Source organism: Campylobacter sp. CCUG 57310 (genome assembly GCF_013201975.1).
GTDB classification, from domain to species: domain Bacteria; phylum Campylobacterota; class Campylobacteria; order Campylobacterales; family Campylobacteraceae; genus Campylobacter_A; species Campylobacter_A canis.
Map to the genome: position 1 here is coordinate 1,742,244 of NZ_CP053845.1, position 22,411 is coordinate 1,764,654.

Sequence of the window (22,411 nt, forward strand, 5' to 3'; positions counted from 1 at the left end):
GAACAGCAAAAGCAGTTTATAGCAAGCTCATCTCCTCGATGGGCGGAGCAAAAAGGCTTGATCCTACTAAAATTTGCGTCGCTTCGGTTTGGAAAACTTGCAACGATCCTTTGGCTAGGAAATTTAGATATGAACTTAGAAAATCAGGCTTTAAAGGCGATTTTGAAGTAGTGTTTTCAACCGAAGAGCCAAACTGCAAAGAGCTTGGAAGCTTCATGGGAGTAACGGCTGTTTTTGGACTAAATTTAGCAAGTCTGGCGGTTAAAAAGCTAATCTGTGAAAATTAAAACTTAAAAATAATACTAAGACAAATATAATCGATAAAAATCAAAATACTAAGATAAATCGTCTTTTTATTTATCCGTCTTTCAATCTCAAAAATGCTGTAAATTGCCAGTAAAAGCCGGTCCATCATCTCTAAACGCTCCTAAATGTTTCTATTATCAAGACAAAAGAGATAATCGTAAAAAATACAACCATACTTTTAGTGATTTTACGGCTGTAAATATGAACTAAAACAACAGCCAAGATCATTAAAAGTTTTATGATATCTGGTAAAAATTCCTGCATAACTTTCTTTTAATCCGCATCAACGTAAATTTTATACTTGCCGCTTTGGCTTTAAATTCATCTAGCGCTTTAAATTTTCCTCTCAAAGCCCTTGTTAGAATTTTCATCAAAATAATAAATCTTGCTTCTGCCTTTATAAATTTCAATCGCGTTTAATTCATTTCCTTTTGCGTCTTTTAGCATAACAGGCTTTGCAAATAAAGCTTCTCCAGCCTTTTTGCCAATGCTATCATGCCAAGAAGTGGCGGCTACAAGCAAAATCAAAACAAAAACTACGCGCATAAATTTTCTAAAAGGAGTGTATAAAATGAGATATCCAAACACAAGAGAGATAGGTAAAATAAAAAGCCACGGCACGCTATCAACGAATATGACGTTAAAGTATTCATTGACGCCGTAATAATCAAAATAACTAGTCTTAAGTCCCACAAAAAGCGTAAAGATAGCGGCTAAGACAAATAAAAATCCGATAAAAAACGCATTTACAAATTTCATCTAATTCCTTTTGAGAAATTATATTGAAATTAGGCTTTGAATTCAAAAGTGCGGGTCAAATAAACCTATCTTAAAGCAAATTATCAAATTTAAAAGCTCAAATTTTATCTTAAAACATCAAATAAAAAGCAAAATTTAAAAGCCGAGCGGGTTTAGTTAAAATATAAATAGTGTAAAGTGTCGCTTAATGCTATCTTAAGCTAAAAGGGTGTAAGATTTCATAAATTTTAAAAAGGAGCATGGAAATGCTAAAGATGAATGAGCTTATAGAGCGTAGCAAAACGCCCAAATCAACCATCCTTTACTACATCAAGGAGGGCTTACTGCCAGAGCCGTTTAAAGAAAAAGCGAATTTGCACCTTTATAGCGATGAGTGCGTGGAGATAATTGAGTTTATAAAATATCTCCAAAGCAACTTTAACTCAACAATAGCGGAGATAAAAGCGCTTTTTGCCCATCCAAATTTTGATATCAAAAGCCCATATGAAGCGCTTTTAGGCACGCTTGAGCTTGTCATGGGAGCATCGCTTACTCAAATTTATAGCGCCGATGAGCTTTGCAAGGAATTTAAGATAGATCAAAAAACGCTTGAAAAATATGTAAAAGACGGTTTTTTGATGCCGCGAGAGGGCAAATTTACGGCTAAAGAAAGAGAAATTTTAGCCATCATCATGAAGTCGGATAAAAACCAGCTTGAGATACTAAAAGCTTATATAAATTTAGCCAAAAAGCTCGCCAAAGAAGAGGTCGCGCTTACTTTTAAATCGCTTGAGGGCGTAGATGAAGCAAGCAGGAACGAAAGCTTAAAACACCTCTTTGACATCTTGCTAATCGCAAAACCATACATACTAAACATGCATACATTAGAGTTTTACCAAAAGGAAAACAGATGAAAAATTTACTATACATCAAGGGATTTTTACCCTATCTTGCTATCGCGTTTTTAAACGCAAGCGTTGATCTGGCGCATAAGATAACCATACAAAACGTGCTTTTAAAGAGCTTTTCGGGCGACACTTTAGTAGTCTTAACTGCGCTCATAAACGCGATGATACTGCTGCCTTTTATCGTTCTTTTTTCGCCGTCAGGATTTATCAACGACAAATACTCCAAAACTAAGGTCATACAGATATCCTCGCTCGTTGCCGTGGCTATTTGCTTGCTTATCTTGCTTAGCTATCTTTTAGGGCTTTTTGAGCTTGCATTTTTCCTAACGCTAATTTTAGCGGTGCAAAGCGCCATCTACTCGCCCGCCAAATACGGCATCATCAAATCAATAGTAGGCACTGAGCTTTTAGGCATGGCAAACGGCGTTATACAAGCTCTTACTATCGTTGCGATACTGTTTAGTTCGTTTGCATTTTCTTATATGTTTGAGATATTTTACGTAGCATCTTCAAGTCCGAATGAAATTTTATCAAGCATATACGTGATAGGGTTTTTCTTAGTTGCTCTAAGCGCTCTTGAAGCGATTTTTGCATTTAGACTTCCTTATTTTGAAGCTAAAAATAAAGACGGCAAATTTAACGCTAAAAGATACTTTAAGCTTAGCTATCTAAAAGAAAATATCAAAATTTTAAGAAAAGATAAAAATATCTGGCTTAGTATCATCGGACTTAGCATATTTTGGGGAGTTTCACAGGTGATACTGGCAGCGTTTCCCGCGCATTATAAAATTTTATTTAACGACGATAACTCAATTATCATACAAGGAATTTTAGCCGTAAGCGCCGTGGGTCTTATCATAGGCTCGTATATAGCGGGCGCGATGAGTAAATTTCACATCGAGCTTGGTATCGTGCCGATCGGTGCATTTGGGATTTTCGTATCGATGTTTATATTCGGCTCGGCAAATAGCGCCTTTGTCATAGCTCTTTGTTCGTTTTTATTCGGAGTTTTTGGAGGGCTTTTTATCGTGCCGCTAAACGCCACTATACAGTTTTTCGCGCCTGAAAAAGACATGGGCAAGATAATGGCTGGCAACAACTTCTTGCAAAACATCGCAATGGTTGCGTTTTTATGCTTAAGCATCGCCTTTGTCTATACGGGAATTTCAACTAAAGGTCTCTTTATCTTCGCTTCGGCGGTGTGTTTGCTTGGAAGCTTTTATGCTATTTTTCAGCTTCCGCATCTATTCACAAGGCTGCTTCTTTTGCCGCTTCTTAAGAGCAATTACAAATTTAACGTCGAAGGACTTAAAAATCTTCCTCAAAGCGGCGGAGTTTTGATGCTTGGCAACCACATAAGCTGGATTGATTGGCTGGTGCTTCAAGTAGCAAGCCCTAGAGGGATAAAATTTGTGATGTATAGAGGCATTTACAACAAGTGGTATCTAAACTGGATTTTAAAATTCTTTAAAGTTATTCCAATCGGAGCGGGTGCTAGTAAAGAGTCAATCGAACTTATCAGAAAGCACCTTAAAAACGGCGAAGTCGTTGCGCTATTTCCTGAAGGGCACATCAGCTATAACGGTCAGATAAATGAATTTCAAAAAGGCTTTGAGCTCATCATAAAAGATCTTGATGAAATTTGCATAGTGCCGTTTTATCTGCGCGGACTTTGGGGCTCAAGCTTTTCAAGAGCGGATAAATTTTATAAGGAGCTAACGGCTAAAAAAGGCAAGCGAGAGATCATCGTGGCGTTTGGTAAGCCGATTTATGAGTTCATAGATAGCGCAGCCATGAAGCAAAAGGTGGTCGAGCTTTCGTTTTCATCATGGGAAAATTTCCTCTCTCGCCAAAAGCCGCTAACTCATCACTGGCTTGATACGGCTAAGTCAAATTTACTCAAAGAGTGCGCGGTAGACAGTATGGGCACGAGCCTGAGCAATGCCAAATTTATCACCGCCGTGCTTGTCTTTGCCAAAATTTTAAAATCCAAGCTAAAAAATGAAAAGCACGTCGGAGTGCTGCTTCCAAGCTCGGCTATAGGCGCTATCATCAACATGACGCTTTTGGTTATGGGCAAAATCCCTGTAAATCTAAACTACACTCTAAGCGAGCAGGCTATGAACGCAGCACTTAGAAAGGCTGATATCACGCGAGTTATCACATCGCACAAATTTATTGAGAAGCTTTCAAGCAAGGGGTTTGATTTCGCTAGTGTCTTAGAAGGCAAAATTTTAAGCGTGGAAGAGCTTGGTAAAAAGATAAGCAAACCGCTTAAAATTTACTCGTTCATGCTTGCGCTTTTTGCTCCTGAAAGCCTTATTAAAGCGCTTTACTTCGCAGATGTAAGTCTTGAAGACACGGCTACGATTTTATTTAGCAGCGGAAGCGAGGGCGAGCCAAAAGGTATCGAGCTAAGCCACAAAAACCTGCTTGCAAATATCAAGCAGATCAGCGAACTGCTAAATTTCAGAAAAGATGACGTGATACTAAACTCGCTTCCGATATTTCACTCCTTTGGCTTAACCGTAACTACGCTAATGCCGCTTTGCGAAGGTGTAAAGATGGTAAGCGTGCCAGATCCTACGGACGGTGCGGCGGTAGGCAAAATGGCGGCAAAGCACTCGGTTAGCATTCTTTTTGGAACTTCGACGTTTTTTAGGCTTTATATCAAAAACAAAAAACTCACTCCGCTTATGTTTCAAAGCGTTCGCATGGTCGTTGCGGGTGCAGAAAAGCTCAAAAAAGAGGTAAAAGACAGCTTCAGGCTTAAATTCGGACTTGAAATTTACGAAGGATACGGCACGACCGAAACCGCTCCCGTAGCAGCCGTAAATATGCCTGACATCCTTGAAAAAGAAAGCCTCAAAGAGCTAAATTTCAACAAACCGGGCTCAGTTGGATTGCCACTTCCAGGCACCATTATAAAGATCATAGATCCGGATACTCTACGCGAACTTAGCGTAAACGAAGACGGTCTTATCGTCATAGGCGGCTCGCAAGTGATGAAAGGCTACTTAAACGACGAAATAAAAACTAACGAAGTGATAGTTCAGATAGAGGGCACCAGATACTACAAAACCGGAGATAAAGGTCATATCGACGAAAAAGGTTTCGTAAGTATCGTAGATAGATACTCGCGCTTTGCCAAAATCGGCGGAGAGATGATAAGTCTAGGAAGCGTAGAGGAGCAAATAGCTCAAATTTTAGCCGATGAGGCAAATTTCATCGCGGTAAATATGCCCGATGAGAAAAAGGGCGAATGCGTCGTGCTGATAGCTAAAAGCGAGCTTAGCGAAAGCGAGATAGCCTCAAAGCTAAGAGAGGGAAATTTACCTGCGCTTATGCAGCCTGCGCATATATTTTTAGTTGATGAGCTGCCAACGCTAGCAAGCGGCAAAGCGGACTTCAAAGGCGCAAAAAACCTAGCCGCAAATTTAATGGAAAAAGCAAATGAAAACGCTTGATATACACACTCATCTTTTAAGTTCGGAAGTAAAATTTGATCGGTTTTTCGATAAATTTGCCATAAATTTTTTCGCTAAGAAATTTGGACTTGAGGCTAAAGAGCTTTACGAAAATCCTTATGAGGCTTACAAAAAAGGCCTCATAAACAACTTAAGAAGTTCAAAATACGTAGGCAAAATCGCGCTTTTTGGAGTTGATGCGAAAGTAAATGAGCGTGGCGAAATTTTGCACAAGGATAAAACAGTATGTGCGACAAATGACGATGTGTTTGAAGTTTATAAAGAAAATCCAGGCATCATAGTGCCGTTTTTTTCGATAAATCCGCTTAGACCCGATGCGCTTGAGCTTATAGAAAAATATCACGAAAAGGGCTTTAAAGGGGCGAAATTTTTGCAAAACTACTGGGGAGTTGATACGAGAAAAGAGCGGTTTAGAGCGTATTTTGAAAAGTTAAAAGAGCTAAATTTGCCACTAATCGTGCATGTAGGCAATGAAAACACCATCCATTCGGATAAGGCGTGCGAGGATATCAGCATGCTTTATCATCCGTTAAAGGTGGGTGTAAAGACGATTTGTGCGCACATGGCTTTAGGGTATGACGGCAACATCTTTCGCGCCATCTCGAAAAAGCCGCGAAATTTCAACAAAGAGTATCACGCTCTTTTAGAGCTTTTAAAGACGCATGATAACTTATACGCCGATGTTTCGGCACTCTTAACGCCAGTTCGCGCCAAAGTGCTTCGTCACTTAAGCGAGCAAAAAGAGGTGCATGAAAAGCTGCTTTACGGCTCTGATTTCCCTGTGCCCTACTCGGTTATCTACAACAGCTACGATCTAAATTTTAAGACACGACTTGATCTGCATAAGCTGCAAAATCCCTTTGATAGATACGCTAACGGAATTTTGGAGTATTTTGACGAGGAAAATCCGATATGGAGCAACTATAAAAAGCTCATAGTCGAGTAAATTTCATAAAGCCTTGCTGGTTTAAACGCCTTGCAAGGCTTATAGTGCACAAAAGACGACATAGATAAACTGAGCTATCATTAAAAAAGCCGCAAATTTCTTAGCAACTGCGAATTTATCGGGCATAACTAGATACACAAATACCAAAAACGGCAAGTATAAACACGGCTAAATTTTGCATTTAGACTCTTTGAATTTCGCCACGCACGCAAGCATAAGTAGGCTTAAATTTCACCTCTGCTTCATGCCAAATTTCACACATACCCCTGATCTATCATGGCATCAGCCACTTTTCTAAAGCCAGCGATATTTGAGCCAAGCACAAGATTGCCCTCATCGCCAAATTCCTTGCTCGTCTCATAGCTTAGCTCAAAGATATGATCCATGATACCGTGAAGCTTCTCATCGATCTCATCAAAGCTCCATGAAGTCATGCTTGCATTTTGCATCATCTCAAGCCCGCTGGTAGCTACTCCGCCGGCATTTGCCGCTATTGCCGGAGCGAAATAAAAATCCTTTTGCGCCAGCATAAAATTTATCGCATCCAAAGTACTTGGCATATTCGCACCTTCTGCTACAAACCTACAGCCGTTAGCATAAAGCGTCTTAATATCCGCAAGTCGCAGCTCGTTTTGCGTTGCACACGGAAACGCTCCGTCGCAAGGCGTGTTCCACACCGCGTTTCTGCCTTGGTCATAATCGCTAACAGGCGTAAATTTAGCATGCGGACGAAATTTCAAATACTCGCTTATACGCCCTCTTTGCACCTCTTTAATCTCTCTAAGAGCGTTTATATCAATGCCCTCACCATCGTAAATAAACCCGCTAGAGTCAGAAGCCGTTATGGGCAAAGCGCCCACGTCATAAAGCTTTTTAATCGTATAAATCGCCACGTTACCAGAGCCACTCACTGCGCATTTTTTACCTTCTAGGCTAAGTCCTGCGCGTCTTAACATATTTTGCGTAAAATAAACAACCCCATATCCAGTAGCTTCCGTCCTAGCCAGACTTCCGCCCCAGTTTAGCCCCTTGCCCGTAAAAATTCCGTCAAATTTGCCCGTAAGCTTCTTATACTGACCAAACATATATCCGATTTCGCGCGTTCCTACGCCGATATCGCCTGCGGGCACATCGGTCGTATCGCCTATATGTCGGTAAAGCTCGTTCATGAAAGAGTGGCAAAATCGCATGATCTCATTATCGCTCTTTCCTTTAGGATCAAAGTTGCTTCCGCCCTTTGCGCCGCCTATTCGCACACCTGTAAGAGAATTTTTAAAAATCTGCTCAAATCCAAGAAATTTCAAAACTCCAAGATCAACACTCGGATGAAACCTAAGCCCGCCCTTATAAGGACCGACGGCTGAGTTAAACTGGATGCGATATCCGTTGTGCACGTGCACACTACCGTCATCGCCCGTATATGTAACGCGAAATATCACGCTTCTTTCAGGCACGGTGATGCGCTCTAAGATGGCGTGTTTTTGGTATTTACTTTCTCTTTTTAAAAGCGGCTCGAGGCTATAAAGCACTTCGGTTGCAGCTTGCACGAACACATCTTGCCCGGGATTTGCTCTTTTGATATGTTCCATCATTTTGCTTACATACTCACTCACGCCATCTCCTTTGTAACAATTTATGGTGAAATATTAGCACGATATGATTTTTTATTTTTTTAAATTTAATTTTATATTTTTATCTTAGTCATTTGATGTTACATATCGAAACTATGAAGAAATTTACTTGGTAAATAGAAACAAATTTTGGCGAACAAGAGCTTTGATTTAACTTTTAAATTTGATAAATTGAAATTTTATATAACCTAATTACTCAATATATAAAAAGTAAGTGCGTTTTGAGTTTATGATTTATCTATCTTATCTTTTTTAAATTTATTTTTGATAGTTTGTAGATTTTCGAGCTTGAATTTTCTTGAAAATTTTCATCGACAACGACATCAGCAACGCTTCTAGCCCAAGCTTCGTCAAATTTCTCCGAGCTTAAATTCGCACTGCTTGAGTAAAACCATCCGTTTTGATCAAGAAATTTAGCGTGCGCACACTCTTTGACGACCCGCACGGCCTTTAAATTCGGATATAAAAATGTAGTTTTTCTTGCTCGGCGCACTAAATTTTTAAATTTATCAGGAACCCGCACAAGCGTTTTTAGCTCGCTAAATTTTGACGTAGTGATAAGGCAAGGCTTATGCAAAGGGCGGTTTTTTAAGCGGTTTATCTCATTAAAATCCTTGCTTAAAAATCCCGCCGTAGTGTCTGTTTGCGCTAGATAGATCAAAATTTTCCTTTTGTTTAAAGATAAATTATTTGTGAGTTTATCGCTGTAAAATTATAGCTAGCTTAAATCTATAAATTTACATTAGATAAGGCTTGAATTTATCTTTGAAATAAGCTTCAAATCGGAAATTTTACTCTTAAATTTATTCAAATTTTGATCTAACTCTCTTTTTCTATCTAAAGAAATTTTTATAAACTCATCTTCTTTTTCTATGCCTACAAATTTTCGCTCAAGTAAATTTGCAGCGATTCCGGTTGTGCTTGAACCGCTAAAAGGGTCGCAAATGACGGAATTTTCAACGCTTGCCATCAATATCAATCTAACCAAAAGCGAAAGCGGTTTTTGCGTCGGATGTTTACCGCAAGCTTTCTCCCAAGGCGCAATAGCCGGAAAACTCCAAACATCCTTCATCTGCTTATCATTATTCAGCTTTTTCATGAGCTCGTAGTTAAAGATATGCTTATGTTTTTCGCTCTTTCTCGCCCATATGATCTGCTCGGTAGAGTGGGTAAGATACCTGCAACTAAAATTTGGCGGCGGATTTGTCTTTTGCCATGTGATGATATTTAAAATTTTATAATCAAGCTTCTGCAAAGCCCGCCCGATAGAAAAGATATTGTGATACGTTCCGCTTATCATCACGCTCCCATTATCCGTTAGCGCATTTTTTGCTAAATTTAACCAAGTTAGGTTAAACCCGTCAATCTCGTCTATGCCGTAACTCTTATCCCACGCGCCCTTATTGACGCTAACTATCCGCCCGCTTTGGATACTTAAGCCGTCGTTTGATAAAAAATACGGCGGATCGGCAAAGATTAGATCAAATTCTTTTGTGAATTTCGGCAAGATTTCAAAGCAATCGCCTTGGATAAGATTAAACTCGCTTGTCATACTATCTATCATTTTTTATCTCGCAAGCAAAAAGATGAAGTGTGGCTAAGTTATAAATCTTAACGTTTTCATAGGCTTCTTGAAGTTTGTTTTTAGCATTTAACCAGCCTTGCCCATCCGTTATCCAGATGAATTCAAATCCGTTAAATTTTGAAATTTCTTGAGCGATTTTTGTATAGGCTCTTGCTACCTCATTTAATTTTGAGCCTCCTACGCTATAAAAATTCGTCTCAATCAGATAGGTTAGATTATCTGCTTTTACTACAAAGTCAAATACTTTGTTATCGCTACCTAAATTTAAGCCGAGCTCTTGGCTGCCAACTTCAGTTTGAAAACAAATATTAACAGACTTTTTAACGAGAACAAAGAGTGCTTTGAAGTGTTAAATTTACTTATAGCGGTTCATAAAGACAATACCGACATACTTGATAAAAATAACGTTTTAACAAGCGTTAAAGCATATTTTAAAAGTCCTGAAAAAATTTATGAGTTTTTTTGCGAAACGGGACTTGATAAAGTTTTTAGAGCGGAAAAATTAAAAATTTATTTGACTATGTATTTGGAGTAGAAGTGGGTCTTGATACTAATGCCCGTAAAAATCGCAGCGGAAAGAATTTCGCTCGGATTATTTCAGAATATTTTAGGAGTGAAAATATTTGTTTTCAAATCATTTTTACCAAGCAGAAAGTTAAGAGTATGAAGCTTTATACAAACTGATTGCAAATTTTTATCGCACTTTTCAAAGTCGGTAAAATAGCTCAAATTCGCATTAGTTTTCTTAAGCAGTCCCAAAAACTCGTCAAAATTCGTTACATTTGGCCCCATTTAAAACCTAAATTTTAGATTTCAGGCTTAGATTGCTCTTTGGCTTCAAACTCCACACAATAAAAATCATCCGCACTTAAAACCACTTCGCATTTCTCGTAAGCTGATTTTACGATCTTACGTGCAACTTCCTTATTTTTAGCTTTAACAAAGATCTTTTTTACAAGAGTCTCGGTGATTTGTACTTCAAATTCCAACTTGCACCCTTAAATTTTCTTTTTCATATAGATTTACTATGCTATCATAATCTACAAAACGCACGCTACTTGCTATACTTTCATATATCGATGCGCCTATTACGCTTTCAAATTGTGCTCGTCTATTTTTATTAGCCACTATAAACATTTTGGCGTTAAAGTCTTGAAGCTCATAAAATTTATTAAGAGAATTTTTAAAATCGGTGCTGTGTTCTACTTCAAAAAACGAATGAGGCAGCTTGCGCTCATTAAACCATATAGCATCGATAGTTTTGGCAAATTTTATAATTTTCGGATATGAAAATTCATAAATTTCGCTAGTTGTAGCTACTTCGTGAAGCTTTTTATCAACAAACAATCTATTTTTATCTTGTGGGGGTATATAAGTATGAAAATTTCTTAAATTTCCGATTTGTGTGATAATGCCTTGAAAATAAGAGTGGGTAAATTCGCTCTGTGTCGCAATTTCTTTTAGGTTAAATTTTGATAAAATTTCATCTTTGAATGCGCTAAGCCCCCAAAGCCCGGGCTGAATTTTAAAAAACTCTTTATTTGTCTGAACTATCCTGCGTATCGTAGCAAAAGGCGTTTTAGTCTGCCACGAACTAACGTCGGTTAGCCTATAAAGCTGAGAAAGAGTGGCTAAATTTCCGTTTTCTAACATAGCTTGTATGACAAAATCTTTTTGCTTCATAGTAATGTATAAATTCTCCAAAATCAGACTATAAATTTAACGGCCTTAATCCTATTTTTAAAATATCGGCAGGCAAACCCGACCTGCCAAGTTAGATTTACCCCAAATACTCCTGCAAGCTTTTCACCTCAAGAGCAGAGCCGTCTTGAACGCTTCTAATTGATTTTGCGGCAGCAAGTGCAGCGGCGATAGTGGTAAAATAAGGAATTTTAAAGCGCAAGATATTTTGGCGAATTTTCTTTCCGTCCTCGGCATTTGATTTGCTATCGCTGGTATTTATCACAAGCGAGATATCGCCGTTTTTAAGCCTATCCTCAACGCTTGGACGACCTTCGCTGATCTTATAGACGAATTCAGCATCTATACCGCTATCTGCTAAAATTTTATGCGTTCCGCCGGTGGCTATTATCTTAAAGCCCAGATTTATAAGCTCGTTTGCAAGAGATGCGGCATAGATTTTATCGTTATCCGCAAGTGTTAAAAAGATCGTTCCGCTAGTTGGCAATGAGTTGTTAGCGGCGATTTGAGATTTGGCAAAACTCTTTGCAAAATCATTACTTATGCCCATAACTTCGCCCGTACTTTTCATCTCGGGACCAAGTATCAAATCAGCTCCGCTTAGTTTATTGAAAGGAAATACCGCCTCTTTTACGCAGACGTGATTTTTTACGCGCGGCTTTAAGATGCCGTCTTCTTCAAACACCACTTTGTAACTGTCGTAAAATTCAAGAGCTTCGCGCAAATTCCCCTGCCACATTACGCGTGTTGCGACTTTTGCCATCGGAATTCCCGTAGCCTTGCTTACAAAAGGCACGGTGCGGCTTGCGCGAGGATTTACTTCGATCATATAAAGCTCTCCTTCGGCATCGTTTTGATCGCTTTTATAGATAGCAAACTGTATGTTCATAAGTCCTACAACGCCTAAATTTAATGCTATTTCGCGAGTTTGAGCTTCAACCTTTTTTATCATCTCGGCGCTTAAACTCATCGGCGGCAGTATGCACGCGCTATCTCCCGAGTGAATTCCCGCCTCTTCGATATGCTGCATGATAGCTCCGATATAGACCTCTTTGCCGTCACATATAGCGTCCACGTCAAGCTCGGTCGCATCTTGAAGGAATTTATCAAGCAGTACTGGGGAGTTATTGCTAACCTTAACCGCTTCGTTCATATATTGCTTTAACTCATCTTCGCTATGCACGCGCCTCATGGCTCGTCCGCCAAGCACGTAACTAGGGCGCACAAGCACCGGATAGCCGATAGCGTTAGCTTTTTCTATGGCTTCTTTTTGGCTGGTTGCGGTGTCGTTTGTAGGCTGTTTTACGCCGATTTTATTTATAAATTCGCTAAATTTCTTTCTATCTTCGGCGATATCTATAACCCGCGCGGTCGTGCCTATAATCTTAGCTCCCGCTATACTTAGGCGCTTAGCGAATTTTAGCGGAGTTTGACCGCCAAAATGCACGATCACCCCATCGGGCTTCTCTCGCTCGATGACTGAACGTACATGCTCAAAATCAATCGGCTCAAAGTAAAGTATATCGCTCGTATCATAGTCGGTTGATACCGTTTCGGGGTTGCAGTTATACATGATGGTTTTTACGCCAAGATCGCGCAGAGCGTAGCTTGCATGCACGCAGCAGTAGTCAAACTCTATGCCTTGACCTATGCGGTTTGGTCCGCCGCCTATGATCATAACTTTTTTGGACTTGTCCAAATTTTCATCGCTGTCTATTTTGGTTACATTGGTCGTAGAGTATAGATAAGATGTGGTTGATTTAAACTCGCCTGCGCAAGTATCTACTTCGTTGTATTCAAGCCTAACGCCCATCTTTTCTCTGGCAAAATATATATCGTTTTGGCTTAGTTCAAGATTGTCTTTTAAATTTATCAGATGAGCTATCATCTTATCGCTAAAGCCCATTGTTTTAGCGGTGCGAAGAAGGTTTTCGTCATTTAAGATATCCATATCGATCTTATCTTCAAATTCCACGATTTGACGAATTTGATCCAAAAACCAAGGATCTATCTTACTAAATTCATGCACTTCCTGCATGCTAAATCCGTCTCTAAAAGCTTGAGCTATGTATAAAATTCTACTTTCATTTGCGTTTCTAAGCCCGTAAATCAGGTCGTTTCTGTCTAAATTTAAAAAATTAAACCCGAAATAATCCTTCTCCATAGAGCAAAGTGCCTTTTGGATACTCTCTTTAAAGGTTCGTCCTATCGCCATAACTTCGCCTACTGATTTCATAGCGGTGCCAAGATGCGGATTTGATCCGGGGAATTTCTCAAAAGTAAAGCGAGGAATTTTAGTAACGATATAATCAATCACAGGCTCAAAACTAGCAGGCGTGCCCGTGATGTCGTTTCTGATCTCATCTAAGCTAAATCCGACCGCAAGAAGTGTGGCAACCTTAGCTATCGGATATCCCGTAGCCTTACTGGCAAGCGCAGAGCTTCGACTTACGCGCGGGTTCATCTCGATAACTATCATGCGACCGTCTTTTGGATTTACCGCAAACTGAACGTTGCTTCCGCCCGTATCTACGCCGATCTCACGCAAAATTTTAAAGCTGGCGTCACGCATCACCTGATACTCTTTATCCGTTAGAGTTAAAGCCGGCGCAACCGTTATGCTATCGCCCGTATGAACGCCCATCGGATCGAAATTCTCAATCGAGCAGACGATAATGCAGTTATCTTTTCTATCCCTGATAACTTCCATTTCGTACTCTTTCCAACCAAGCAAGCTCTCCTCTACTAAAATTTCATGTATCGGACTTGCGTCAAGTCCCGCTTGGGCTAGCTCTTTGAATTCGTCGATATTATAAGCCACACCGCTTCCCGCACCTCCAAGAGTATAGCTTGCGCGGATAATAATAGGAAAACCTATCATTGACGCCGCCTGCATAGCGTCTTGCATGCTGTATGCGTAGTGGCTCTTTGGAAGATCCATGCCGATTTTTATCATAGCGTCTTTAAACGCCTGTCTGTCTTCACCCTTTTTGATAGCTTCAGGTCTTGCACCAAGAAATTTAACCCCATCGAGCATGCCCGATTCATAAAGCTCCATAGCCACATTCAGAGCAACCTGCCCGCCCATAGTAGGAAGTATGGCATCGACTTTTTCTTTTTGTATTATTCTTTTAATGCTTTCTTTTGTTATAGGCTCTACGTAAGTTGCGTGCGCAAAATCCGGATCCGTCATTATGGTAGCCGGGTTTGAGTTGATAAGCACAACGCGGTAGCCAAGCTCTTTTAGCGTCTTAGCCGCTTGAGTGCCCGAGTAGTCAAATTCACAAGCCTGACCGATCACGATAGGGCCTGAGCCGATCAACAAAATGGTATTTATATCTTCTCTTTTTGGCATTATTTTTCCTTTATAACAACATACAAATATGATGGGATGGTAACTTTTGCGTATGGTTCGACCAAAACGCTTTTATACAAACTCTCTTCTATAACTTTTGTAACTTTCCCTACCGAAATTCCGCTAAAAAATATCCCGTCAAGCCCGCTTGTATAGACCTCATCGCCCTCTTTGGGGTGAAGCCACTGGGGGATAAATTTGATAATAAGTCCGTTTTTATTTCCGTGAGCTATGCCTGGAATTTTTTCATTGCCTATATAAACGGCAAATATATTTTTAGGGTCGTTTTGCAAAAGCGCCATAGGTCTATCGTCTTTAGAAACTACGATACCGGCACTTTTGCCCTGATAAATAAGTCCGTAAATTTTAGAGCTATTAAAATCCTCAAATTTATCCAGCCAAATTTTATTATAATCGCTTATATTAACGTAACTTAAGGCGCGAACGAGCTGAATTTTCGGCTCATAAACGCTTGAGTTTTTATCAAGCAAAATTTCATTTAATTCATTTGCGAAATTCGCAAGCAAAACGGCTGATTTTTCAAGCTCCGCGTTTTGAGCTCTGAGGGATAGAATTTCTTCTTTTTGTCTAAAATACTCATTTACACTATCTCTTATAAAATTAACGCTATCATCGTAAATTTTAACGATAGAGCTATTAAAATTTATAACTTCCTTGGTGATAAGCTCGCTCTTATAAAGAGAAGCCGACACCAAAAAACCAATTATAAAAACAAATAAAATTTTACTCTTCATTTGTTAGCTGCTGAAGCAAGCCGATCTCTTCAAGCGCTCTGCCCGTGCCTCTTGCAACCGCCATCAAAGGCTCGTCCGCGACAAACACCGGGAGCTTCACGATGTCGGCTAGATACTTGTCTATACCTCTTATCAAAGCGCCGCCGCCGGTTAACACGACGCCGTTTTCTACGATATCGCCCGCAAGATCAGGCGGCATCATCTCAAGCACGGTTTTTAAGGCGTCTGCTATCTCTTTAAGCGGCTCTCTCATCGCCTCGCGCACGTCTTCGCTTGTTAGTTCTATCCTGCTTAAAAGACCGCTTACTTGATCGCGTCCTTTTACTACGATTGAAAGCTCTTGAGGAAGCTGAATGGCAGAACCTACGCTTATTTTGATATCTTCGCCGGCTCTTTCGCCGATTAGAAGATTGTATTTTTCCTTTATGTAATTAACTATACTAACATCTATCTTATCGCCTGCGGTTCGGATTGATTTGCTTATAACCAAGCCGCCAAGTGAAACTACGCCGATTTCAGTCGTTCCGCCGCCGATATCCACAACCAAATTTCCTTGCGGCTCGCGAACCGGCAAATTTGCTCCGATCGCCGCAGCCATAGGCTCTTCTATCAAAAAGACTTCCCTAGCTCCTGCGCTTAGAGCGCTTTCGCGAACGGCTTTTCTCTCAACTTGAGTTAGTCCGTAAGGAACGGATATGATGATACGGGGGCGGATGAAGCTTTTGCGCCTATGAGTCTTTTCTATAAAATACCTTATCATCTTTTCAGTCATGTCAAAGTCAGCTATAACACCGTCTCTCATAGGCCTTATCGCTTCTATATCGCCCGGAGTCTTACCGACCATATCTTTAGCTTCATGTCCTACGGCTAGAATTTTTTGCTTACCGTATTTTTCACGCTGCACGGCGACAACCGAAGGTTCATTTATGATGATACCTTTATCTTTTACTAAGACAAGCGTATTTGCCGTGCCCAAATCTATACCCATATCACTTGAGAAAAATCCAATAATTTGATCTAAAATCATCTTCTACCTTTTATATTATGCACTTAGTTTGTTTTGTTTGACTAAAATCGGCTTAGCATCGCCGTTTACGACATCTTTTGTTATCACTACCTCATATCCGCCAAGCTCCGGAAGCTCATACATGATATCTATCATAACCTCTTCCATTATACTTCTAAGACCCCTTGCTCCTGTCTTTCGCTCTATAGCAAGCCCCGCAACTTCCTTAAGCGCCTCATCGTCAAATTTAAGCGTTGCTTTATCGATAGCAAAAAGCTTTTGATACTGCTTTAAAATCGCATTTTTCGGCTCGGTAAGAATTCTTACCATATCATCTTTGGTTATCTCGTTAAGCGTTGCTACTACATGAAGCCTTCCGATTAGTTCCGGGATAAGCCCAAAATGCACCAAATCATCAGGCTCAAGTAAATGCAACAAATTCGATCTCTCCTCTTTACTGCGCTTATCTTGATTAAAGCCAAGCACGTTTTTGCCTATCCTGCGCTCAACAATATCGCTAAGACCGTCAAATGCGCCGCCGCAAACAAACAAGATGTTTGAAGTATCTATCTGGATAAACTCTTGATTAGGATGCTTTCTGCCGCCTTTTGGAGGGATATTTACAACACTTCCTTCGATTATCTTAAGAAGCGCTTGCTGCACCCCTTCGCCCGAAACATCGCGAGTTATCGAGCGATTTTCGCTCATTCTGGCTATCTTATCGATCTCATCGACAAACACAATCCCCTGCTCGGCTCTTTTTACATCGCCGTCAGCCGCCTGAAGCAGTCTTGTTAAGATGTTTTCCACGTCTTCACCCACATATCCGGCCTCAGTTAAGCTTGTCGCGTCGCAAATCGCGATAGGCACATCAAGAAATTTAGCCAGAGTCTGAGCCATCAATGTTTTACCGCTTCCCGTAGGTCCTACAAGCAAGATGTTTGACTTTGAAATTTCGGTATCATCCTCAATCTCGCTCTGTTTGAAAATTCTCTTATAGTGGTTATAAACACCTACGCTAAATACTTTTTTTGCCTTATCTTGACCGACTACATAACCGTCAAGCACCTCTTTTAACTCTTTTGGAGTCAAATTTTTATAATCATGCTTTAAAATTTCTTCGCTTTTTTCAAGGCTGGTATCACCATAAATCATATTGTAAGCGGCATTTATGCAGTATTCGCATATAAAAGCGTGTCCTTGTATATCAGACAACAACCTTCTGTCGTTTGACTCGACTTCGCCACAGAAATTACACTTTTTCGCCATTATTCTCTTCCTTTTGCTAGCGGAATTCCCCGCGTCGTGCTTAATATAAATTCGCACATTTTTTTTACATTTTCGTTGTTTTGAGTTTGCATAAGCTCGCTTGCAGCCTCTTTTAACCCACCTTCATGTCTAAATAAAAATTTATAAGCCCTATTTATCTCTTCTACGTTTTCTTTATCAAATCTTCTGCGAATTCCAACCAAATTTAGCCCTCTTATATAGGCTCTATTGCCCTCGGCTAGGCAAAACGGCACTACATCTTGACTAAGCGCGCTTGCCCCTGCGATCATGCAGCTTTCGCCGATTCGCACGAACTGATGCACGGGAGTTAATCCGCCGACTACCGCAAAATCTCCCATCTCAACGTGTCCGGCTAAAGTAGCGTTGTTTGCTAGGATTACGTTGTTGCCGATTATGCAGTCATGCGCGATATGACAATACGCCATGATAAAGGCACCATCGCCGATTCTGGTTAGCCCATCGCCTTTATGCGTGCCCGAATTTATCGTGCAAAATTCTCGGATTGTGGCGTTTTTGCCTATTCGAACGCCAGTATCGCTTTCAGGCTTGTAGCTGATATCTTGAGGTATGTCGCCTACGATCGCGTAGCTGTAAATTTTACTAAAGTCGCCTATGTGCGTATCTCCCACGATTCTGGCACCCTGCTTAACCAGCACGCCGTTACCAAGCATCGCGTCCTTTCCGACATAGGCATAGGCTTCAATTATCGCGTCTTCGCCGATCTTGGCGCCGTCTTCTATGACCGCCGTTTTATGGATATTTTTCATCAAATTTCGCCTATTTATCTACTATCATCGCTTTTAACTCCGCCTCGCAAGCAAGAGTTCCGTCCACATAAGCCTTACCGTCAAGCACCCAGATATTTCCCTTGTGTTTTAGCACTTCAAGGCGGTACTCAAGCTTGTCGCCCGGGCGGATAGGATGGCGAAATTTAGCGCGATCTATGCTCATAAAATAGACAACCTTATTTTCAATGCCCGCCTGATGTTCATCGCTCATACTCTTAAACGCGAGCACTCCGCCCGCTTGCGCCATGCCTTCTATTATCATTACACCCGGATATATCGGATGATCGGGGAAGTGTCCTTGGAAAACCGGCTCGCCGATCGTTACGTTTTTATAAGCCACTATGTGCTTTGCGGGCTCGATTTCTACGACTCTATCGATGAGTAAAAACGGATATCTATGCGGAAGTATCTTTTGAATTTGCATTATGTCTATCACTACTAAGCCTTAATCATTAAAATATAGACCCGATTTTAGCTAATTTTTGCTAAGAGAAAGATTATTGAGTTTAATTTTAGCTTTTTAAGCAGGAAATTTTAAGCCGAATTTTAAGCATTAATTCACTCTAAAACCAAAATTTCCCTGCTGTCGTTATAAGTTACGCTTTTGCCATAAATTTCATATCTGCCCTCTAAAATTTGATCAAGCACTATTATTGGATTTTGGCTAAAATCCCCGCAAATTTGCCTTCTTAAATTTAACTCAGCTTCCACGCTTGGCGGATTTTTGCAAAGCATATTAACGCTTGCGTAATCACTCTTTGTAAGCTCGTTAAATTTGGCTAAATTCATCATCGTTACGCCGTCTCGAAGCTCATCAAGCAGATCTTTTGCCTTGCTTACACTAAATTTCACGCTCGAACGCTTAAAATTTGAGTAGAGCAAAAAGTAGCTAGGCGCAACCTTTCCGTCAACTCTCACAAATCCCCTAAGCAGGCGGTAGTTTAAAAAATACTTGCGCGAAAGATGAAATTTCACGCCCTTTTCTTCGCATTCTCGCACTCTTTTATAAAGCTCAAGCCGCTCTTCGATACTGCCGGGTAAAACGCGTCCGTTTATCTCACTTGCAAGCTCACTTAACGGCAAATTCTGCGCCTCTCGCTGCTTACTAAGCCCAAAGATACATCCGCAGTAATTTTGATGATAGAGCTTATCTTTTTTGGCTAGCTCAAACTGCTCGTTTGTGCCGCCGTTTTTTCGGTAATCAACAGCCACCGCTTCAAGCTCATAGCCGCTTACCGCCTCTTTTAGCGAAGCTTCAAGCTGGCTAAAATCCTTCTTTGGACTCATCAAAAGCGTCGTTGTAACCGACTTTTGCCCAAACTCAATCGCCTTAGCAGCCGAGCTTCCTACACGAAAATCAAAGCAGTATTTACAGCGCTTGCCTTTTTCAGGCTCATCTTCAAGCCCTTTAGTTCCGGCAAGCCAGCTTTCATAGTCGTATTTTCCGCATATCAGCTTGATACCCATCGCATCGCACGAGCGCTTAACGTCCTCGTAACGCATCAAAAATTCGCTATAAGGATGGATGTTTGGGTCATAAAAATAGCCAATCAGCTCCTCATCAGGAAAGTCCTCGCGCAAACGGCGCAAAAAGTAGTGGCTATCGACAGAACAGCAGATATGAACTAGCAAATTTTTCCTTTTTTTACTTGTGATTTTATGGCAATTTTAGCCGCAAATTTTAAATCAGCTTAAAAATTCGCGAATTTTTGTTTCGCAATCTTGGATAGAGCCGCTAAATTTCTCTTCAAATTGCGAGCGGTTAAAGGTGCGCTGACGTTTGGCAAGCTGAGCCGTATGCGTTGAAATCAGCTCAAAAAGCTCGCTTTCATTGATCTCGCCTCTTAAAAACTCGCCGCACTCTTTAAGCCCGATTGACTTAAGCGGTTTTGGCTCATTAGGATACTTTTCAAAAAGAAATTTCGCCTCATCTAAAAGCCCTTTATCAAGCATATTTTCCGTGCGAATTTTTATGCGCTCACGCAAAATTTCCCTATCCCAAACTATCTCAAAAATCTTTAAATTTGAGATGATGGGCTCATAAGTATTTTCTTGCAAATAAACGCTTGGAGCGGTTGAAATTTGAAAATTTTGCACCGCCTTACCCTGCACGATTTCAATCAAATTTTCAAGCCCAAGCTCTTGGGCGGGGTTTTCAGTCTTTAAAATATGAACGTAAATTTCAAGCCATTTGTTTAGCCTATATGTGTCATTTTGGCTAAATTTAGCGGCAAAAACAGGATCTATCTTACTTGCAAATTCGTAAATTTCAGCGTTACTAAGTCCGCTTTCAAGCTTATCAAATTTCGGCGAAAGCCCTGAGATCAAGGATTTTAGATAAAATCCGCTTCCGCCTGTTATAAATAAATTTTTGCCATTTTGCATGGCAAACTGTCTAGCTTGCCTATAAATCTCAAAAAACATCCCCACGTCAAAATGTTCGTTTGGATATATCAAATTTATCCCAAAATGCCTCACACTGACAAGCTCCGCCTCGCTTGGCTTTGCACTTGCGATATTGATCTCTTTATAGACGCAAAGCGAGTCAAGACTTAAGATAATGACGTTAAACTCGCTTGCAAGCTTAAGCGCAAGATCTGTCTTGCCGCTTGCCGTAGCGCCTATGATAGCAAGTTCTTTCAAGCGTAAATTCCTGAAAAAAGCAGCACATCATCGCTATTTTCATTTGAGACACCACGCACTATCATATCGGATAAAATTTGAGAAACGCACGGAGCAAATAGGCTCTCGTTTAGCCCAAAACCGCTTATATAAAGCAGATTTTTATAACTCTCATCGCGTCCAAATATCGGCAGTGAATTTGGCGTAAATGCTAAATTTTTAGCCTTAAAAGTCGGATTTTTAAGCTCAAAAAATGAAGTATAAGGCTTTAGCTTGGCTAAATTTTCATTTATCTCTTTTATATCCACAAGCACATCTTTTGCATTTATTTGAGGCTTTGTAACGATGTTTGCAAGACCGTTTTTAGCATCTATATTTAATCCGAAATCATCAATCATAAGCGGCATTTTAGGCGATATATCCTCATTTGCTTCAAAACTTACTTCATAAATTTTCGCACTAATGAGATCGAAATTCACGCCTAATTTTTTAACCAAATTCTTATCATCTCCGCTTGCTTGGATGAAGCTGATTGCCTCATATCTGCCAAGTCTTCCGATTACCGATCTTACGCCATCTGCACCAACTTCGTAATCAACAATCTCATCGGTTACAAATGTAACTCCGCTTCGCTCTAAAAACGCTTTTAAATTTTCATATAGTTTTTGCGCGTCCAGTCTTGCGTTTTTCTTTAAATTTAAAGCTCCCTTTACGCCGTTTTTAACAAGACCCAAAGTATTTTCGTCGCGTATATCTAAAATTTCGAAATTTTCATCGTTAAATTTTATATTTTCAAGCATGAATTTGTATTTTTTATCATCAAAAAACACAAGCGCTTCGCCTCTGCTTTCAAATTCAAATTCCCCTATTTCACTTGCTAAATTTTGGTAAATTTCATAACTTTTTAATCCGTATCTACGAGTTAAAATTTCAAGCTTTTTACTAGGTCTAGTTTGATTTACGCCAAATTTTAAAAGCCAATTTAAAAACGATTTATCGGCTAAATTTTTAAACCCTACAAAGCCGTCTCCTCTAGCAAATTTTAAAACCTCGTCAAACAAACTTCGATGTGCGCCTAAAAATAAATTTAGCGTATTTAAGCCGTTAGTTTCAGGCTTTTGTGATTTAGATACCACACTTACGCTAAGAGAGTTTTTAACACACCAATAAGCGCTAAAAAGCCCTGAAATTCCGCTTCCTATAACCACTACGTCTTTCATAGGTTTTCCTTTAAATTTATCTTGAGCGGCTTAATTTTAGCAAATTTTTGTAATTTAAGATAAAATAACGCC

At 40.1% G+C, this 22,411-nt stretch carries 20 protein-coding genes and 2 pseudogenes; 5 read left to right on the forward strand and 17 right to left on the reverse strand.

All coding sequences use genetic code 11. The features are described 5' to 3' along the window. Nucleotides 1–20: 20 nt before the first annotated feature. A pseudogene (locus CORI_RS08790) lies at nucleotides 21–287 on the forward strand (tRNA threonylcarbamoyladenosine dehydratase); the annotation flags it as partial. Nucleotides 288–639: 352 nt separating this feature from the next. On the opposite strand, the gene CORI_RS08795 reads toward CORI_RS08790, so the two are convergent. Next, entirely contained in the window at nucleotides 640–1,065 is a 426-nt protein-coding gene (locus CORI_RS08795; protein WP_173031661.1) for an isoleucyl-tRNA synthetase, read from the reverse strand. 245 nt (nucleotides 1,066–1,310) lie between these two features. Here CORI_RS08795 and CORI_RS08800 point away from each other — a divergent pair, with 245 nt between their 5' ends. Genes CORI_RS08800 through CORI_RS08810 form a run of 3 tightly spaced genes read left to right on the forward strand, consistent with a single transcriptional unit; the run spans nucleotide 1,311 to nucleotide 6,386 of the window. Next, nucleotides 1,311–1,958, forward strand: coding sequence for a MerR family transcriptional regulator (locus CORI_RS08800; protein WP_173031662.1), 648 nt, complete (start codon nucleotides 1,311–1,313; stop codon nucleotides 1,956–1,958). Then, nucleotides 1,955–5,419, forward strand: a complete 3,465-nt coding sequence (locus tag CORI_RS08805) for an acyl-[ACP]--phospholipid O-acyltransferase (RefSeq protein WP_173031663.1) — start codon at nucleotides 1,955–1,957, stop codon at nucleotides 5,417–5,419. The genes CORI_RS08800 and CORI_RS08805 overlap by 4 nt, the downstream gene beginning before the upstream one ends. Continuing rightward, nucleotides 5,406–6,386, forward strand: a complete 981-nt coding sequence (locus tag CORI_RS08810; protein ID WP_173031664.1) for an amidohydrolase family protein — start codon at nucleotides 5,406–5,408, stop codon at nucleotides 6,384–6,386. The genes CORI_RS08805 and CORI_RS08810 overlap by 14 nt, the downstream gene beginning before the upstream one ends. A 254-nt stretch (nucleotides 6,387–6,640) precedes the next feature. Here CORI_RS08810 and gdhA read toward each other — a convergent pair whose 3' ends face one another. From gdhA to CORI_RS08830, 4 genes are all read right to left on the reverse strand, one after another. Next, nucleotides 6,641–7,999: an NADP-specific glutamate dehydrogenase gene (gdhA, locus tag CORI_RS08815; protein ID WP_173031665.1), complete on the reverse strand. Its 1,359-nt coding sequence runs from the start codon at nucleotides 7,997–7,999 to the stop codon at nucleotides 6,641–6,643. A 256-nt stretch (nucleotides 8,000–8,255) separates the two neighbouring features. Next, a complete protein-coding gene (locus CORI_RS08820; protein WP_173031666.1) occupies nucleotides 8,256–8,678 on the reverse strand; it encodes a Sua5 YciO YrdC YwlC family protein in 423 nt (140 codons plus the stop codon). Between the two features lie 81 nt (nucleotides 8,679–8,759). Then, entirely contained in the window at nucleotides 8,760–9,581 is an 822-nt protein-coding gene (locus CORI_RS08825) for a site-specific DNA-methyltransferase (protein WP_173031667.1), read from the reverse strand. Next, nucleotides 9,571–9,909, reverse strand: a complete 339-nt coding sequence (locus tag CORI_RS08830) for a DpnII family type II restriction endonuclease (protein WP_173031984.1) — start codon at nucleotides 9,907–9,909, stop codon at nucleotides 9,571–9,573. Before CORI_RS08830 ends, CORI_RS08825 begins: the two co-directional genes overlap by 11 nt. 39 nt (nucleotides 9,910–9,948) lie before the next feature. On the opposite strand from CORI_RS08830, the pseudogene CORI_RS10610 reads away from it, so the two are divergent. Beyond that, a pseudogene (locus tag CORI_RS10610) lies at nucleotides 9,949–10,286 on the forward strand (DpnII family type II restriction endonuclease). Here CORI_RS10610 and CORI_RS08840 read toward each other — a convergent pair. The 12 genes from CORI_RS08840 to CORI_RS08895 form a co-directional block, all read right to left on the reverse strand. After that, nucleotides 10,200–10,394 (reverse strand): DpnII family type II restriction endonuclease, encoded by a 195-nt coding sequence (locus CORI_RS08840; RefSeq protein WP_173031669.1) that lies wholly within the window; start codon nucleotides 10,392–10,394, stop codon nucleotides 10,200–10,202. The pseudogene CORI_RS10610 and the gene CORI_RS08840 overlap by 87 nt on opposite strands. 14 nt (nucleotides 10,395–10,408) lie before the next feature. Continuing rightward, complete coding sequence (locus CORI_RS08845; RefSeq protein WP_169943194.1) at nucleotides 10,409–10,591, reverse strand: DpnD/PcfM family protein; 183 nt, start codon at nucleotides 10,589–10,591, stop codon at nucleotides 10,409–10,411. Next, nucleotides 10,581–11,285: a hypothetical protein gene (locus CORI_RS08850; RefSeq protein ID WP_172201997.1), complete on the reverse strand. Its 705-nt coding sequence runs from the start codon at nucleotides 11,283–11,285 to the stop codon at nucleotides 10,581–10,583. The genes CORI_RS08845 and CORI_RS08850 overlap by 11 nt, the downstream gene beginning before the upstream one ends. A 97-nt stretch (nucleotides 11,286–11,382) precedes the next feature. Further along, entirely contained in the window at nucleotides 11,383–14,658 is a 3,276-nt protein-coding gene (gene carB / locus CORI_RS08855) for a carbamoyl-phosphate synthase large subunit (protein ID WP_173031670.1), read from the reverse strand. Continuing rightward, the gene (gene mreC / locus CORI_RS08860; RefSeq protein ID WP_173031671.1) at nucleotides 14,658–15,413 is read right to left on the reverse strand and encodes a rod shape-determining protein MreC; all 756 of its coding nucleotides are present in this window, start codon (nucleotides 15,411–15,413) and stop codon (nucleotides 14,658–14,660) included. The genes carB and mreC overlap by 1 nt, the downstream gene beginning before the upstream one ends. Further along, nucleotides 15,403–16,440: a rod shape-determining protein gene (locus CORI_RS08865; RefSeq protein ID WP_173031672.1), complete on the reverse strand. Its 1,038-nt coding sequence runs from the start codon at nucleotides 16,438–16,440 to the stop codon at nucleotides 15,403–15,405. Before CORI_RS08865 ends, mreC begins: the two co-directional genes overlap by 11 nt. Before the next feature lie 15 nt (nucleotides 16,441–16,455). Continuing rightward, a complete protein-coding gene (gene clpX, locus CORI_RS08870; protein ID WP_172201983.1) occupies nucleotides 16,456–17,688 on the reverse strand; it encodes an ATP-dependent Clp protease ATP-binding subunit ClpX in 1,233 nt (410 codons plus the stop codon). Further along, nucleotides 17,688–18,476 carry an acyl-ACP--UDP-N-acetylglucosamine O-acyltransferase gene (gene lpxA / locus CORI_RS08875; protein ID WP_173031673.1) on the reverse strand — a complete coding sequence of 263 codons (789 nt, stop codon included), beginning with the start codon at nucleotides 18,474–18,476 and terminating at the stop codon, nucleotides 17,688–17,690. Before lpxA ends, clpX begins: the two co-directional genes overlap by 1 nt. A gap of 10 nt (nucleotides 18,477–18,486) precedes the next feature. Beyond that, entirely contained in the window at nucleotides 18,487–18,933 is a 447-nt protein-coding gene (gene fabZ / locus CORI_RS08880) for a 3-hydroxyacyl-ACP dehydratase FabZ (protein ID WP_169943187.1), read from the reverse strand. 122 nt (nucleotides 18,934–19,055) lie between these two features. After that, nucleotides 19,056–20,129, reverse strand: a complete 1,074-nt coding sequence (locus CORI_RS08885) for an epoxyqueuosine reductase QueH (protein WP_173031674.1) — start codon at nucleotides 20,127–20,129, stop codon at nucleotides 19,056–19,058. Between the two features lie 54 nt (nucleotides 20,130–20,183). Beyond that, entirely contained in the window at nucleotides 20,184–21,140 is a 957-nt protein-coding gene (locus CORI_RS08890) for a tRNA (adenosine(37)-N6)-dimethylallyltransferase MiaA (protein ID WP_173031675.1), read from the reverse strand. After that, nucleotides 21,137–22,339: an FAD-binding oxidoreductase gene (locus CORI_RS08895; protein ID WP_173031676.1), complete on the reverse strand. Its 1,203-nt coding sequence runs from the start codon at nucleotides 22,337–22,339 to the stop codon at nucleotides 21,137–21,139. The genes CORI_RS08890 and CORI_RS08895 overlap by 4 nt, the downstream gene beginning before the upstream one ends. Between the last annotated feature and the right edge of the window lie 72 nt (nucleotides 22,340–22,411).

What these genes read in the sequence shown, in the direction of transcription:
- CORI_RS08795 (WP_173031661.1), bottom strand. Translation starts at nt 1,065, where the DNA reads ATGAAATTTGTAAATGCGTTTTTTATCGGATTTTTATTTGTCTTAGCC.
- CORI_RS08800 (WP_173031662.1), top strand. Translation starts at nt 1,311, where the DNA reads ATGCTAAAGATGAATGAGCTTATAGAGCGTAGCAAAACGCCCAAATCA.
- CORI_RS08805 (WP_173031663.1), top strand. Translation starts at nt 1,955, where the DNA reads ATGAAAAATTTACTATACATCAAGGGATTTTTACCCTATCTTGCTATC.
- CORI_RS08810 (WP_173031664.1), top strand. Translation starts at nt 5,406, where the DNA reads ATGAAAACGCTTGATATACACACTCATCTTTTAAGTTCGGAAGTAAAA.
- CORI_RS08825 (WP_173031667.1), bottom strand. Translation starts at nt 9,581, where the DNA reads ATGATAGATAGTATGACAAGCGAGTTTAATCTTATCCAAGGCGATTGC.
- CORI_RS08840 (WP_173031669.1), bottom strand. Translation starts at nt 10,394, where the DNA reads ATGGGGCCAAATGTAACGAATTTTGACGAGTTTTTGGGACTGCTTAAG.
- CORI_RS08850 (WP_172201997.1), bottom strand. Translation starts at nt 11,285, where the DNA reads ATGAAGCAAAAAGATTTTGTCATACAAGCTATGTTAGAAAACGGAAAT.
- carB (WP_173031670.1), bottom strand. Translation starts at nt 14,658, where the DNA reads ATGCCAAAAAGAGAAGATATAAATACCATTTTGTTGATCGGCTCAGGC.
- mreC (WP_173031671.1), bottom strand. Translation starts at nt 15,413, where the DNA reads ATGAAGAGTAAAATTTTATTTGTTTTTATAATTGGTTTTTTGGTGTCG.
- CORI_RS08865 (WP_173031672.1), bottom strand. Translation starts at nt 16,440, where the DNA reads ATGATTTTAGATCAAATTATTGGATTTTTCTCAAGTGATATGGGTATA.
- clpX (WP_172201983.1), bottom strand. Translation starts at nt 17,688, where the DNA reads ATGGCGAAAAAGTGTAATTTCTGTGGCGAAGTCGAGTCAAACGACAGA.
- lpxA (WP_173031673.1), bottom strand. Translation starts at nt 18,476, where the DNA reads ATGAAAAATATCCATAAAACGGCGGTCATAGAAGACGGCGCCAAGATC.
- CORI_RS08895 (WP_173031676.1), bottom strand. Translation starts at nt 22,339, where the DNA reads ATGAAAGACGTAGTGGTTATAGGAAGCGGAATTTCAGGGCTTTTTAGC.